The organism is Sediminicoccus sp. KRV36 (genome assembly GCF_023243115.1).
Taxonomy (GTDB): domain Bacteria; phylum Pseudomonadota; class Alphaproteobacteria; order Acetobacterales; family Acetobacteraceae; genus Roseococcus.
In genome coordinates this window covers 852403-869204 of record NZ_CP085081.1, presented here as the reverse complement: position 1 = coordinate 869204, position 16802 = coordinate 852403, and the positions used below count along the sequence as shown (strand labels likewise).

The following is a 16802-nucleotide window of genomic DNA, read 5'->3' as shown; positions in this document are numbered from 1 at the left end:
TCAGCAATGGCACCGGCACGCTCACTCTCGGCGCCAATGGCCAGCGCTCCGGCAGCGTCAGCGGCACCGCCTCGCTGACCGGGGTTGCGGGCCTGACGCTGAGCGGCACGCTGGCCACGCAGTTCGACAGCGCCGGCAACATGCAGATCGCCGGCCTCGCGACCGTGGCGGTCGCGGGCTTCGCCTCGCTCACCGGCAACGTCGCCGTCACGCAGCAGGGCGTGGCGGAAGTGGTTGCGCCCGTGGTGAGCGTGGCGGCGCAGCAGGGCAGCGGCGGCAGCGTCTTCGTCACCACCCAGGGCGGGGCGCGGACGCAGACCCTGTTCCTGCTGACCGGCGCCAGCGCGGATGGCAGCCGGTTCCGCGAAGGCGCTTACGTCTTCACCGCCGGCAGCGCGAGCGTGACGGTGGATACGCGGCTGGGCGGCACGCCCCGCAGCGATGCCCAACTGGCCGCGGCGCTGCAGACGGGCCTGGTGGCGCTGTACGGCGCCGGCAATGTCGAGGTCAGCGGCGGGCGGGAGCAAGGCTTCAGCCTTCGCCTGATCGGCGCGCTGGATGGCCAGGCCGTGCCGCTGCCCACCATGCTGCCGCCCGCCGACCCGTCCACCGCCAGCATGGGCAGCACCTATCTGGAACAGCAGGCGATCGCGGCCGCTGCCGGCGCCACCTATCTGCGGCTCGAGGTCCAGACCGCCAAGCCCAACACGACCACCAACAAGTTCACGCTCTCGCTCGGCGGCCGGTCGGCCGAGGTGCGCTTCCTGCATGACCCGACCGCCCAGAAAGCGGCGATCCAGGCGGCGCTGGACAGCATGCTTGGCCGCGGCAATGCGGCGGTGACGCGCGACACCAGCACCGGGCTGATGACGCAGGGCTATGCCATCTCGCTCGCGCCGACGGCGGCGGCGCTGGGGACGCTGACGCTCAGCGTCACCGGCACGGGGCGGGATGTCGTCTATACGCTGCTGCCGACCAAGGCCGGCGGCACCGCCACCGGCGCGGTGCAGCGGATGGACCTGATCCCGGCGGGGGTGCAGGGCAAGCTGCAGCTGGAGTTCTCCTTCCAGGGTCAGGCCTTCATGACCGCTGCCTTCGATGCGCATGCCGCCGTGGAGCAGGTGCAGGCCGCCTTGCAGGCCGCCACCAACCCGGCGGGCAAGAGCTTCGGCGCCCTCGGCGGCACCGTGGCGGTCACGCTCGACGCTTCGGCGCGGCAATGGCGGATCGCCTTCGGCGGTGCTGCGCTCGGCGTGGCGATTCCGTTGCTGGAGGCCACGCTGACGCCGGTGCGGGCGCCGGCTGCGGCCCTGACGCTGGTGCAGGCCGGCGCCACCACCTCCGCCGTCCAGCGCCTGGAACTCAGCGGCACCGGCCCCTTTGCGCTGGGCTTCGCCGGGGCCGGCACCGCCGCGCTGGCGGCCGACAGCAGTGCCGCCGTGGTGCAGGCCGCGCTCGAAGCGCTGGCCGGCATCGGCGCTGGCAATGTTGCGGTGGTCCAGGCTGGCGCCGGCAAATACGACATCAGCTTCATCGGTGCGCGCGCCGGCGCCGATATCCCGGTGCTGCGCGTGGCGGCGGTGCAGACCATCGACTTGCGTCTCGCCGACGGCAAGCTGGCCGATACGGTGCGGCTGCGCGCGGCGAGCGCCACCGACTGGGCCAGCAGCCTCGGCTTGGGCAGCCTCGGCTTCGGCAGCTTGGGCGCGGAAGCGCAGCGCGCCGCATTGCAGGCCGCGCTCGAACAACTGCCGGGCATCGGGGTCGGGAATGTGGCGGTGCAGGCGGTGGCCGGCGCGCCAGGGTCCTTCACGCTAAACGGCAGCGGCGCCCTGGCCGGCCAGGCGCTGCCGGGCGTGGTGTTCGGCCTCTCGCGCGCGGTGGTGCAGCCGCCAAGCTACCTGCTGATCGGCGCCACTGGCGTCACCGGGGATTTCGGCTCCGCCAACGCCGGGGTGCGTCTCACCAATGGCAGCCTGGGCCTGGTGATCTCGCGCGACAGTACGGGCAGCACCGGCTACGCGCTGAACGCCAGCGGCACGGCGTCCCTGACCGGCTTCACCGGTGTCTCGATGACCGCCGCCGCCCTGGTCCAGGTCAACACGCTGGGGCGCGCCGTCTCGATCGAGGTGCCGAGCGGTATCGCCACCACCCCGGTGCGGGTCAGCTTCGGCGACGGGCTGCGGCTGCGGGAATTGGTCGTCACCCAGGGCAGCATCACCATTGCCGACCTCGGCACCGTCTCCGGCGGGCTGACGCTGCGGGTTGAGCAGCACGCGCAGGCCGGCGGCACGGTCACCGACGTGCAGATCGGCCTTTCGGCCGTGCAGGGCAGCCTGAGCCTCGGCGGTCAGCTGCCGGCCACGCTGACCCATGGCGCAGGCGCCGTGGTGCTGCGCTCCATCCAGGCCGCCGATGGCAGCGTCACCTCGCGCCATGCCGTGCAGGCCGATGGCAATGTCGCCTTCGACGCCGGCGGGGCGGTGCAGGTCACCGCCGAACGGCTGCAGGTCGCGCTCAATCGCTGGGGTGCCGACCTCGACACCTCAGTGGCGAATGGCTCCGGCCGCTACGACCTGAGCCTGCTGGATGGGGAGACCCGGCTGCGCGGCCAGATGAAGGCCAGCATCGCCGGCGTGCTCAGCGCCGAGGGCGCGCTTTCGATCGGGCTGGTCAAGAACCAGCAGGTGAGCCTCAGCGATGCGACCGCCGCCACGGTGGACCAGCTGGTCCTGACCGGCATGGGTCTCGCGCTGCGGGTCGGGAACGGCACCGATGGCCTCGGCCTGGTCATGGCCGGGGTGCAGCTGGCGCTGCTGGTCAACTCGGAAACCACCGGCAGCAAGCGCCGCTGGATGTCCGGCACCGCCACGGTCGGGAGTGCCACCCTCGCGGGTTACAATCTCAGCCAGCTGGCCGGCGGGGTGCTGCAACTCAACCAGGCGCTCGCTTCGGCCAGCAATGTCGCGGCAGCGGCGAATGCGGCGGTCATCAACTGGTCGGCCGCGCCGGCGCGCATCAGCGTCAGCAAGGATGTGGCGCTGAACATCGCCGCCGCGGTCCCGCTGACGCGGTTCACCGCCACCGGCAGCATCGACCTCGGCGCCACGCAGCTCAGCGGCGCATTGCAGCTGTCGCGGCTGACCGACGGCGGCTGGCAGCTGGACGTGGCCGGCGCCAGGCTGGTGCTCAAGGCCGTCGGGATTGAGCTCGCCCTGGCCAATGTCGGCGGTAGCCTCGGCTTCGGCGCCGGGGGGCAGCGCAGCGGCTCGGTCAGTGGCGATGTCACTTTGACCGGGCTCGACCAGGTCAGTCTCTCTGGTCGCCTCGCCGCCAGCTTCGGCAGTGGCAACGACATGGTGCTGAGCGGGCAGGCTGCCTTGACGCTGGCTTCGCTGGCAACCCTGACCGGCAACCTCACCATCACGCGCAGCGTCGTGGCCGGCGCCGAGCAGGTCAGCATCGCCGCCAGCAATGTCACGGCGACGGTCGGCGTCAACGGGGTGGGCGCCACGCTGTCCGGCGGCCGCCTGGCCCTGCTGGCGGCGAAGAAGGCCGATGGCACCGCGGGCTATGCCTTGCAGGGTGCTGCGACGGTCAGCCTCAGCTCCACGCTCCAGCTGCCGCTCAGCGGGCAGGTGATGATCGAGGCCAATACGCTGGGCCGGGCGATAGACCAGACCCTGCAGGTGGCGTCGCAGCCTGTTGCGGTGAAGTTCGGCGCCGCCCTGCTGCCGCCGCGCTTCAACCTCGGCGAACTGAACGCGCAGCTGGCCGGGGCGCTCGGCGCGGCCATGATCACCGCCAGCAATACGCTCGACGAGCTGCGGGCCGATATCACGCCAACTTTCGACGACCGCGGCACCCAGACCAACCTCAACGCGCTGGCCAAGACCCTGCCGGTGGTCAATGTCTCGATCACGCAGCTGCTCTCGCTCGACAAGCTGTTCGGCATCGGCGGCTTCGTGAAGCAGTATCTGGCGGACAACGCCGTGCTGGTGCTGCTCGACCCCGGGCCCGACGTGACGAAGCCCGAGGGTGCCGGGATCAAGGTGACCACCCAGTTCGCCGGCGCCGAGCTGGCCTGGACCGCGGTGATGGCCAATGGCAGCAAGGTCGTGCTGGCGCCGGGCGTGATCCAGGAGGGCTTCAACAGCTGGGCGAGCATCGTCACCGCCGCAAATCTGACCGAGACGCCTGTCGGGCTGATCGTCGGCGTGACCCTGGGCGACAAGGTGGGAACCCAGAGCTTCAGCGCCGACCCCACGCTGCCCGAGATGACGCCGCCCAGCCTGACGGGGCTGATCGACAGCCTGAAGGCGAACTGGCTGCCGACGCTGCCTGGCGTCGGCACCGACGGCCTCGCGATCTCGATGACCAGCACGGGCCTCGATCTCGTGTTCCAGGACACGCTGCGGGCCAGCACCAGCACCAGGCTGGACCTGGGCACCGCCGCCACCGAGCTGGGCCTGACGCTGGATTCCGACCTGCGGCTGACGCTCGCGGCAGAGGCCCGCGTGGGCTTCCGCCTTTCGGTGGACTGGCGGAACGCCACCGCCAGCTTCAAGCTGGATACCCTGGCCTTCGAGGCCACGGCGGCGATCAGCAACATCGCCCTCGGCGCCGCCATCGGCCCGCTGGCCGTCAACCTGGGCGACCCGTCCAGGCAGACCGGCAGCCTTCAGGTGAAGCTTGCCGGCAACGTCGTGCAGGGGGCCGGCGGCGTGCTGGGCTATACCACCACGACGGACAGCGTGACCGCCACGCTGCCGGTCTATGCCAAGCTGGCGGGGCTCGACCTTTCCGGCAGTGCGGTGCCGACCATGGTGCTTGCCGCCAGCCCGCTCCTGGGCAAGGCCGTGACCATCACCACCAGCAACTTCGACAAGCTGGCCGACTTCAAGAACATGTCGGTGATCGACCTGATCACCATGTTCCCAGCCTTCGTCGGCGCGTTGGAGGACATCACGGCGGGCGACAACTTCGCCACCTCGATCCCCTTCGTCGCCAGCACGCTGAACCAGGCGCTCGATTTCGCCACCGGCTTCCAGGAAAACGTCTACGACAAGATCGATTTCCTGAAGCCGATGGTGACGCTGCTGACGCTGGCTTCTGTCAGCACCGCCACCGCCTCCATCAGCGGTCAGCAGGAAATCGTGCTGGTCAATCCGCTCGGCGGCTTCACCGCGGCCGCGCTGGGCACGGCCCAGGTGACCCTCTCGACCACCGTCAGCGGCGTCACGCGGATCATCGGCACCTACACCGTCAAGCAGGTGCTGGACGGCAATACGCTGGTGCTGTCCGGCACGCCGCCGGTTGGGCTGAAGGGCGTGCAAGCCACCATCCACCTGCCGCGGGAGCAGATCACCACGCTGCAGGAGTTCATCATCGCGGTGAACAATGCGGGCGTCCTGCCGCCCGGCCTGCAGATCAGTTTTGACCCGGTGCAGCGCGCCTTCGTCGTGCCGCTCGCCTTCCGCGACGACCTGACGCCGATCGACCTGCCGCTCCAGCTGGACATGGGGGTGGACGGCGTTGCGCTGAGCACCACTGCGACCGCCCGGCTGACGGGCCATGTCGCCGGCAATCTGAGCTTCTTCGTGGACCTCGACGGCCGCAGCCTGGTCGGCAATACCGGCGGCATCGCGGCCGGCACCAGGCTGTTCAGCGATACGAACTTCACCTTCGACGCCAGCATGCTGGGCATGCAGCTGCAGATCGGCACCAGCCGGTTCACCGTGACCGGCCTCGTCAACGCCCATGCCGTGACGCTGGACAAGGCCGCCACCGCCAGCCTGTCCGGCGCCTATCAGTTGCGCCAGAACCAGCTGACGCTGGGCATCCAGGACGTGAAGCTTCAGGGCGTGCTCGCGCTCGATGCGAGCGATCTCACGGTCGGCGTGCAACTCGGCTTCCTGGGCGCCACCATCGGCGGCGCCGGCACCGGGTCCACGGTGCATGTGTCGGCCGATGCCACGATCTCGCTCAACCGCAAGGCCGGCTCCACCGCGCTGTCGGACCGGCAGTTCCAGTTCGCCGATATCACCGGCTCGGCAGTCCAGTTCGCGCTGACGGGCGAGGCCTATGCGACGCTGCGCGGCCTGAAGGTCAACCCCGGCATCGGCTCCAGCATCCCGATGGCGCCGAATGCGCTGATCGAAATCCGGATGCTGGACCCGTTCAATCCGGGCGTGGTGAAGGTGGTCAACCAGAATCCTTCGCTGCTGCCGGACTACGCAGCCTTGCTGAAGACCGGCGCGGTGAATGCCAACAGCATCGTCCTGGTGCTGCCCGACCTCGGCGCCGCCTTCAGCTTCAGCAAGATGAGCTTCGCCGACGTCGTCGGCGCGGTGCGGCAGGGCATCGAGGCGGTGGGCAATGCGCTCTCCACCCAGCCTTTCTACAACACCGAGATCCCGGTGGTCGGCAGTTCGCTCGCCGAGATCTTCCCCTTCGTGGACAGCCTTCTCGCGCAGCTGGACGACGCGGCCAACAATCCCGCCGGCGTGATCAGCGCGGTCGAGGCGGTGGTCGAGAAAGCGCTGGGCATCCAGGACAACAACAACCTGCCGGCGAGCCAGCAGGCCTTCTCGCTCTCGCTGGATGGCGAAGCGCTGAAGATCCATTTCAACCTGACCAAGGTCCTGTCGCAGCGTTTCGGCTTCAACCTGGACCTGACCAGCCTTGCCGCCCTGGCTGGCGGCGGCACCGATGGGCTCGACTTCATCTCCTCGCTGACCGACGTGATCAACCCCGGCGCCACCGGCAATGTCGCGCTCTCCGCGCTGGCAAGCCTCCAGGTCGAGGCCGGGCTTCGCCTGGTGAGCGGCAAGCCGCAGGCCTTCCTCTACGACTACAACCCGACCCAGGCGGTGACCACGGCCATGGCCGCCTTCGGCGCGATGGGCTTCGCGCAGAACAGCAGCAGGGTCACCAACGACCAGTATGCCAGGCTGCTGCAGGAGTTCCGCAGCGTTTTGGCCACGGCCGGCACCGGCGTCACCGCCATCACCGCCACCGTGGACAGCTTCACCAACGCGACGACGGAAGCCGGCAACATCGATGCGGAGGAAGGTGCTGGGAAGCTGCTCGGGCTGCGCCAGAGCAACATCCTGGCGCTGGCCTCGCGGCTGGCCACCGACCTGAAGCTGCAGGTCAATCTCTATGCCGGCGCGCAACTCAGCGTCGCGGACCTGACCAAGGTCCAGCTGTTCCGTGACGTGGCGGTGACCCGCAGCGTCAGCGTGGCACCCGAGCAGGCCTCCGGCACTCGCCTCGTGCTCGGGCTGCAGGTGAACGGGCAGAACCTGAACCTGAACTTCCAGGCCGGCCCGGTGGATATCGGCGCCAAGGGCGGCTGGGTGGCCTTGGACCGCGACGGCATCGCCTCGACCAACGACTACGCCACGCTCACGCTGAAGCTGGCGCCAACCCTGTCCGGCAGCGCGAATGACGGCGTGTTCATCCTCGGCCGCGACCGGTTGGCCGACAATGTGGGTTACCAGGTCTCTGGCGCCTTCGGCGCCAATCTGCCGCTGGACGTCAACGTCTCCGGCATCGGCAACAGATCGGTCGGCGCCCTGACCATCGCGACCGGCGCCGGCGGCCTCAAGGCGCTGATGGACGCGGCGGCGGGCAAGGCGGCCGCTGCCCGCGTGCTGAACATCACCGTCCCGGATGTGCGCGGCCTGCTGACGCAATTCGAGCAGGACTTCTCGGTTCTCGGCATGCTGAACGACCCGTCACGGATCATCGACGGGATTGATAACGTGCTCGGCTTCATCCAGGACGAGCTGAGCGACAACCTTTCGCAGTCCATTCCGCTGATCGGCAGCAAGCTGGCGGAAACCGGCAACTTCATCCAGGACATCCGCGTCGACCTGCTGGGCGACCTGCGCGCGAAGCTGTCGTCCAATGGCGGCGTCATCGGCGTCATCCAGCAGACGCTCTATGACCTTTTCGGCCCCGGCAAGGCGAATATCCTGCTGGATGCGAACCGCGACAGCCGCATCACCATCGATGATGTCTCGGTGCGTTGGTTCGACCGCAGCGGGCGCGAGCTTGGCGTCTGGGCACTTGGTGGCACGCCACCCGTTGGCGCGGATGCGGTGCAGTTCAGCGCACCGATGGGCAAGACGCTGCTCGCCACCGGCATCGACATACCGCTCAGCCTCGACATCCCGGGCTTCACCCTGCAGGTCAATGGCGGCTTCAAGCTCGGCGTCGCCTGGGCCGTTGACTTCGGCTTCGGCATCAGCGCGGCGGACGGCGTCTACCTCGTCACCAATCTGGACAAGACACCCGAGGTCCGGCTGGTTGCGACGGCGACGCTGGACGGGTCGCCGAAGGACGCAGGCAATACCTCGCCCTTCTCCGCCACGGGTACGGTGCTGTTCTTCCAGGCCGAGGTGAAGGACAGCGGCATCGGTGCCGCCGGGGCAGCCTTCAAGCCGAGCGGTGTCAACGCCACGCTGGGCCTCGATCTGCTCGGCGACAGCCGCGGGCGCATGGCCTTCTCCAAGCTGAAGGTCGCGGCCAGCTTTGTCGCCAATGCCGATGTCCACCTTGCGCTGAAGCTGGATGCGCCCGCCATCCCTGGCGTGCCGACGCTGAAGGCGGATCTGGTGCTCGGCTGGAGCTGGGCGCTGAACCAGAAGGTCGTTGCGCCGACCGTCTCGCTCGAGAACCTGCGCGTTGACATCGGCTCGCTGGTGCAGAACCTGCTGCTGCCGATCACGCAGAAGATGGCGGATCTGCTTGATCCGGTGAAGCCCTTCGTGGAGTTCCTCACCGCCGAGATCGAGGGCCTCGGCTTCCTGCGCGAGCTTGGCGTGGAGCCCAACCCGCTCGGCCTGATCAACGCCTTCCTCAAGCTGCGCGGCCAGAAGGAGATCCCGAAAGAGTTCTTCGATGCGGTGACCTTCGTCCTGAAGCTGCCGGACATGGTGAAGAGCTGGTCGGATACCGGCGAGATCCTGCTTGGCGACCTGAGTGGCTTCGGCAGCGGCAAGGTCTCCGCCGAGGGCCTCGACGCCGACATGGCCGAAAAGGCGCTCGCGATCCTGGAGGACCCCGCCTACAGGAGCACGGCGGACCGCGAAGCGGCGATGCGGGCGCAGGGAATCCCGGACCAGTATCTGAAATACGCGGCCGACCCGGCCGGCTCGATCTCCAAGCTGGCCGGCATAGATCTGCCGCCGGGCCTGACCAACGCGCTGAACGACGTCGCTGCCAAGCTGATCGCGCCGAAAAGCAGCCAGCCCAAGGGCGGCGCGCCGCGCAGCGGCTTCAAGTTCCTCGAATACGTCAAGGACATCAACAACTGGAAGCAGCTGCTGACGGGCGGCGACGCGACCCTGTTCAGCTATGAATTTCCGTTGCTGGGCAAGGAGGTCGTCACCGGCTTCAAGGTGGCAATACCGATCCTCCCGCCGCTGGACTTCATTCTGGGTGCCCGGGCCAAATTCAGCGCCTTCGCCGATCTGGCGGTGGGCTTCGACACCTTCGGCATCCGCAAGGCCATCGCGTCGAGTGATCCGGTGGACGTGCTCGACGGCTTCTTCATGTACAATGTGACGCTGCCGACCTTCGCCAAGGGCAAGATCGTGCCGGGCACGGGCGGCGTCGAGAAGCCGCAGGTCAAGATTACCGCGGAGGTCAGCCTGAACGCCGGGGTGGCTATCGGTCCTATCTCCGGCGGGCTGCAAGCCGGCATCGAATTCTTCACCAACCTCCACCTGCACGACATCGCCTTCCCGATCCTGACCAAGGACGATCTGGGCTATGTCACCAACTCCACCTTCAAGTCCGACGGCAAGGTGCGCGGCAGCGAGATCGTCACCCTCTACAACTACGAGGATGGCGGCTTCAAGAACCTGTTCGACATCCATATGGGTGCCGATTTCGTTGGCGACATCTTCGTTGACCTCTTCGACGAGAGGATCGTCGAAGAGGAAATCTTCCGCATCCACCTCTTCAACCTCGACATCCTGGCCCCGAATATCGAGCCGGTGCTGGCGAAGCAGGAAGGCGGCGTCCTGACCCTCAACGCCGGCGCGCTCGCATCCAAGCGGCTGTATTTCAACACCGCGGACAGTGACGAAGCCTTCACGCTCTATGGCAAGGGCGGCACGGTCAGTGTCGAGTTCGACCGCTACTACAAGACCTTCAGCGGCGTGACCTCGGTGGTGGTTGACCTGGGCGAAGGCAACAACCTGCTGGATGCCTCCCGCCTGCTGGACGTGAAGGTCCTGGCCAAGGCCGGGGCTGGCAAGGATACGCTGATCGGCGGCAAGGGCGGCGGCACGCTGGATGGCGGCGGCGGCGACGACCTGATCTATGTTGACGAAAGCAAGGTCGGGGCCTCGCTGAAGTCCGGCAGTTGGTTGCTGAAGGGCGGCGCTGGGAATGACAAGATCACCGCCGCCAGCGGCGACGCCACGATGCTGGGCGGTGCCGGCAATGACACGCTCACGGGCGGCAGCGGCAATGACCGGCTGAACGGCGGCGCCGGCACCAATGCCCTGAAGGGCGGGCTTGGCGCCGACACCTATGCCTTCGACGACAGCTTCGGCAACAACAACGTCTCGGACAGCCTTGGCGGCAGCAACTTCGACTTCTCCGACATGACGCAGGCGGCGTCGGTGACGATGGCGCAGTCGGGCGTTTCCGGCACCTCCAAAGGCTTCGAACTGCGGGCCTCAGGTGTCCAGGTGATCAGCGTCAAGCTCGGCAAGGGCGACGACACCCTCTTCGCGAAGGATTTCCCCTCCTGGCGCGTCGAAATCGGCGATGTCGGCGGCAACGACAAGTATCGCGTGACGCTGGGCGACCCCGGCGGGACGCAGCCTATCGGCACCCTCGCCATCAATGATGACGAGGGCGAGTTCGACGAGACCGTGCTCGAACAGACCCGCAGCTCCGCGACCGTGCTGTTCGGCACCAACATCATCACCAACGGGCGTGAGATCATCAACTACAACACCGCCGGTTCGGGCGTGGATCGCGTCACGCTCAAGGGCAAGGGCGCCAGCTACGACGCAACCGGCGTGCTCACCTTCGGTGGTGACGTGGTCTATGATGGTCTGACATCCGGTGCTGCGTCGCTGCTCAGCAGCACGGGCTTCATGGCAGTGGGCCGCAGCGTGACCGGCAAGGCCGATATGGCCGCGCTCAATGTCACAGTCCAGACCATCAAGACGCTCGATGTGAAGCACAGCCTGGTCGCGCTGGACAATGGTTTCATTGACCTGCGCACCTATGGCGACAAGGCCGATATCAGGCTGAACGGCGGTGACCTGATCGTCGCTGCCGGCTCGGGTGGCGGCGGCGGCGATATCGGCGGCAATGGCTGGCTGCGGCTGCAGGCGGCCGATGGCAGCCTGGTCAACGCCGGCAACAACCGCATCGCCGGCGAAGCCTCCTACATGCTGGTGCGGGTGAAGAACGCCATCGGCACCGCGGCACAGCCGATCATCACCGCGCTCGGCAGCGTGACGCTCGCGACCGCCAGCCATGGCCGCGGCGATATCTATATTCAGGAAGCGACCAGCCTGACGCTGGAGGAGGAACGCGCGCTGACCAGCCCGGAGAACCCGGGCTTCGTGATCGGCGGCAGCGTGACCGATTCCAACTGGGAGAGCGGCGTCAAATGGCTGGCCACGGCGCCGAGCGACTGGCTTTCGCTGCTGACCGGCCGGCGCACCGGGGTTGCCGTCGAGGTTTCGCATGGCGTTCTCAATCTGGACCTGAACGCGCGCGGGTCGCTGCTCAGCCTCGACAGCGGCCGTGTGCAGACGCTCGAGGCCAGCAAGAACATCACGATCACCGCCGACAACATCAACTTCCGCAGCGGTCCGTCGCAGGTCATCGGCACCGGCATTCTGACCCTTCAGGCGCATCAGCTGGCCTGGGCCTACATCATGGGCACGGCGGCCGAGTACCAGTCCGGCCTGGATTATGAGGAAGACAGCTTCTTCCAGAGCACGCCCGGCTTCTATTTCTCCAGCCGTGACCTGGCGGCGCTGGCGGATGGCTTCGCGCATCTGAAGATCGGCCGCGCCGATGCCGGCAACACGATGCTGTTCGGCGACGTGCAGAATTCCGACTACCTGAAGTTCTTCCCGGACACGCTGCGTTCCACCGATTCACGTGTTGCGGCCTTCCGCGACACGGTCACGCTGTATTCGGACATCATGGATGTGCGCGGCAACGTACAGGCGCCGGCAGACACCATCACCATATTTACGCGGCTGCTGAATATCGCCAGCGCCAACATCAAGGTTCCGGCCGGGCTGCCGGACAGCGGCATCTCAGGCCGCACGATCACGCTGAACGTCGCCGAGCAGGCGCAGATCACCGGCTGGGTGAAGGGGCTGGATGCGGTGACGATCACCGTCACCGGGGACCCGCAGGCCGATGCCTATCTCATCACGCCCTATGACGGCGGCGCGAGCCTGATCCTCGACAGTGTCGGCCTCATCTCGACGCGCGACGACCGCGGCCACATCGTCATCACCACCAGCCACGCAATCGAATCGGCTGGCGTCATCGACGTGGGTGGCACGAACGGCCGGCTCGACGTCAATGCCGGCGGGCCGCTGCTGGTGCTGGAGAACAGCGACATCCGTGGGCTTGGCGCGAATTCGGTGCTGAACCTCACCAGTGCCGATGCGATCTCGGTCAATCCGGGCAGCGCCATCCGCGCCGGTGTCGCGGTGACAGGCATCATCCCATCCATTTCCGGCAGCAACGGCACCGTGACGCTGACTGCGGTGAACGAGATGCTGCTGGGTGGGGCGATCTACGGCTCCGGCGCCATGACCTTCAACTCCGGCGCGCAGAAATACGATGGTGCGGCCTTCGGTGACCCGCTGAACGGCGGCAAGACCAAATACGCCATCTTCAACAAGACCGCCTACTTCCAGAACATCGCCCGCGTGAGCCCCAGGAATTACCTGGTGGACCACAATACCGGCTACGGCATGCTGCAGACGGGCACCATCACCAGCCTCGGCGACAACCGCAGCCTGGTGCTGAGATCCGACCAGGACGTCATCACTCGCGGCAACATCAACGTCCTCGGCGCCGATGTGACGCTGACGCTGCAATCCAACAGCTTCCTCTATGTCGAAAGCGCGTTGCAGGTCAGCGAGGCCATTGCGCTGTATGGCGGGCTGGGCCTGACCGGCGACGCGCTGCAAGGCCCCGGCCGGCGCACCGACCAGCATGGCAGCAGCGTCTACATCGCGGATCTCAGCTCCATCCGCACACTGGATGTCGGCAGCACCATCGTCGTGAAGGGCGCCGAGGATGTGGACGTCATGGGCGTCCTTACCGCGGGCGGCATCGCCGGCGCCAATGGGACGATCTACGCGCGGGATGCCGATGGCGATGGTGGCGCCAGCATCCTGGTGGTCGCTGGCCAGCAGGTGCAGCTGGAATCCGGCCTGAACGCCAGCGGCGACATCACCGTCCTCGGCAATTCCGCCGGCCCGGATGACGGGCTGCTGGGCGTGCGGATCGGCACCGCGGGCGGCATCGCCGCGGCGGGGCTTGGCTTCGGTGGGGCCGGCAGCACCGTCCTGATCGAGAGCGGCGCGCGGCTGGAAACCATCGGCAGCGTCATCAGCGGCGGGCAGTTGAGCCAGGTCTTCGACCTGGCCGGCAACCTGGTGTCCGAGGATGTGGTCTGGTCGGGGCGCGACAGCGACATCCGCATCACAGCGACGTTGCAGGCCTATCTCGGCGGCCATGCGGTCAACCAGGCCGGACAGCCGATCGAGACCGGCGGCAGGCTCTATGCCAGCCGGCTGATTGACGCCGCGGGAGGCAGCGACATCTCGGGCACCGGCCTGCTGGTGCATGCGGCGACCGAGGTCGTCGTGCAGGGCACGCGCAACGCGGATGGCAGCGTGCGCGAGGCCGGCACCATCACGCTGTCCGGCGTGCAGGACGTGAATATCCAGGGTCTGCTGCTGAGCGGCGGCCGCGTGGTGCAGGTGCGCGACGCGCTCGGCCGCATCATCGGCCGCGACGTGCAGCGCTACGATGTGGACAGCACCATCACCGCCACGGCCGGGCGCCAGCTGATCATCGGCACCGATATCGCCGCCGGCAAGGACGTCCATCTGATCGGCGGGGTGGACGACCGTGCGCAGAGTGTCGGCTCGCCCTACACGGGCCGCGGCATGGTGCTGTATGGCTCGGCGAGCGTCTCGACCAGCCGCGCCAACAGCGTCGTCTCGCTCGACGCGCCCGGCCGCATCGATATCCTGGCACCCGCCGACATCCACCAGCTGGCGTCGGCCGGCTGGCCCATCTCGGCGGATGGCAGGCTGACCGGCGACGCCAGCTTCAACCTGGCGGTGGACCTGATCAGCTTCCAGATCGCCGGCACGGTCACGCTGCGCGCGGCGGATACCGTCGGCAACAGCTCGATCGCGGATCTGATGATCCAGCTGACGGCCGCACTGGCCAACACTGCCTGGACCGTGACGGCGAGCCAGGTTCCGGCGCAATACGCCGTCGGCTCCGCCTATACCGATTTCGCGGCGACCAGCGTGCCGGACGTGCAGGCCAAGCTGCGCGACGGCCATCTGCTCCTGGCCGGCCCCTATGCCATGACGATGACGGCCGCACCCGACGGCACCGCCGACGAGATCGGCTTCACCTACGCCGCCGGCGTCACGCAGATGGTCTCAGAACGGCGCTATGCGGTGGATGCCGCGGCGGCGGGCTCGGTCGTCAATATCGGACGCGCCGGCGGGCCGAACGACAAGCTGTACATCGCCGGCAAGGTCCGCGCCTTCACCGCCATCGCCCTCAACGCCGGCAATTCGGCCGATGGCCGCGACATCGAACTCGACGCCAGCGGCGTGCTTGAGACGCTGGGCGGCTCCATCGCCTTTGACGCCGGGCGCGATGGCTGGCTGCAGGGCAATATCATCGCCCGGGGTGCGGGCAGCGACATCACCATCGCCTCCAGCCGCAGCCTGACGGTGGGCGGCCTGATCCAGGCCGAGCGCAACGTCACGCTCCGCGCTGGCGACGGCACCCCCATCCTGGACCCCGCTTCGCCCGGCCAGGTCAGCCTGACGCTGCGCAACACCGCCTTCATCGACAGCACCGGCCCGGCCGGCAGCATCAGCCTGACCGGTACGAATGATGTCAGCATCGATGGCGCCATCGGCACCGCCAGCCCGGATGTGGCCCGCATCGCGCTCGCCTCCACGCTGGGCACATTGACGGTGCAGGACGCCAGCGGGCGCATCACCAGCGCCGGCCAGCTCGACATCTCGGGCAAGGACCTGGTGCTGGGCGGCGTGATCAGCAGCACCTTCCTGGCCGCCGATGCGACGCCGGAGGTGCAGGCCAACGCCAGCAATACGTTGAGGCTTGTCGGCTCGCTCACCGCGCTCGGCGATGTCTCCGTCTCGGCGGCGAGCATCCTCGCCCGCGACGGTGTGCTGCGCGCGGGCAGCTTCACGGCCAGCGCTGCGGATATCGGCTTCGGCACGCCCGTGAGCACCGATGCCAGCCTGCAACGCGGCTATCTGCTCGACGTCGATACCGCCCTCAACCTGTCCGCCACCGACTCCATCGCCGTGAATGCCGCCGTGAACCTCGTCAGCCGCGGTGCAGGCTCGGCGATTGCCATGCAGGCCGCGCGCGTCACCATCATCGGCACGGTCGGTGCCGGCGCCATGCTTGTGGGCGGCAGCCTGGTGCGCAGCGCCGATGGCGGCAGCGTCGTCATCACCGCGAGCGACCTGCTGCGGCTTGGCGTGCTCAGCACGGATGGCGTGCCAGGGGCGAGCGTCACCCGCGGCGGCACCGTGCTGGCCACCGGCTCGGTGACGCTCATGGGCGGCACCGGCGGGTCGGCGCAGGGCGTCGGCCTGTTGCTTGATGCCAATAGCCGCGTTGCCACGCTGAACCTGGCCGGCACCGGCAGTGGGGCGATCACCCTTGGTGCCCCGGGCGATGTTCGGCTGGATGGCTTCGTGGATGCTTCCGGCGCCGGCGGCAACCTGGCGATCAGCGCCGACCGCCAGCTGACGGTGAACGGGTTGTTGCTGGGCGATCGGTCCGTGACGCTGCGGGGCGGCTTGACGGATGCCAGCGGCATCTCGGTCCTCACCACCACGCTGGTCTACCAGACCAGCGCCGGGACGATGGATGACGGCACCGGCAACATGGTGCCGACGACCTATTTCGTGGACGCCAATGGCCGGCTGATGACCGCCGAGGGCTGGCTGGTCGATGCTACGGGCCAATACGTGGATGCCGCTGGCGCCGTTTTGGCCAGCGGCGCGGCGCGGGTGGCGGGCGGCGACCCGGTGCGGCTCTCCGGCGCCACCATCGACACGGGCGCCGGCGGCACGGTCTCCATCAGCGGCGGCGGCATGATGGTGCTCTCGGGCAGCATCGGCCAGGTGCAATCCACGGCCGGCACGCTGACGACCAAGGTGGACCAGGTCACCATCGCCGGCCAGGGCGATGTGATCCTGCAGGGCGACGTCAACGCCCGAAGCCTGGTGCAGGTTGGTGGCGTCAACCTCTCGGTGCTGGCGGGCGGCATGCTCGCCACGCGTGCGCCGGGCGGGGATATCCTGCTGACGGCCAGCGGCAACCTGTTGGTGGATGCAGCGACCGGCCTGCTGCCGCAGGCGCAGCTGCTGGCCACCGGCCTGGCCCATCTGCGCGCCCAGGCCATCCAGGTCTCCGGCCTGGTGCAGGCACAGAATCGCGTGCTGCTGAACGCGGCCGCCGATGTGTCACTGTTCGGCACGCTGCTGGCC

General features: G+C 68.1%; 1 protein-coding gene (running past both ends of the window). It reads left to right on the top strand.

The whole window is internal to an Ig-like domain-containing protein gene (locus LHU95_RS03845) on the top strand: the coding sequence, 53529 nt in all, runs 14443 nt past the left edge and 22284 nt past the right edge, and what appears here is coding positions 14444-31245 (codon 4815, partial, through codon 10415, complete); the first codon wholly inside the window starts at window position 3. Both codon boundaries (start and stop) fall beyond the window edges.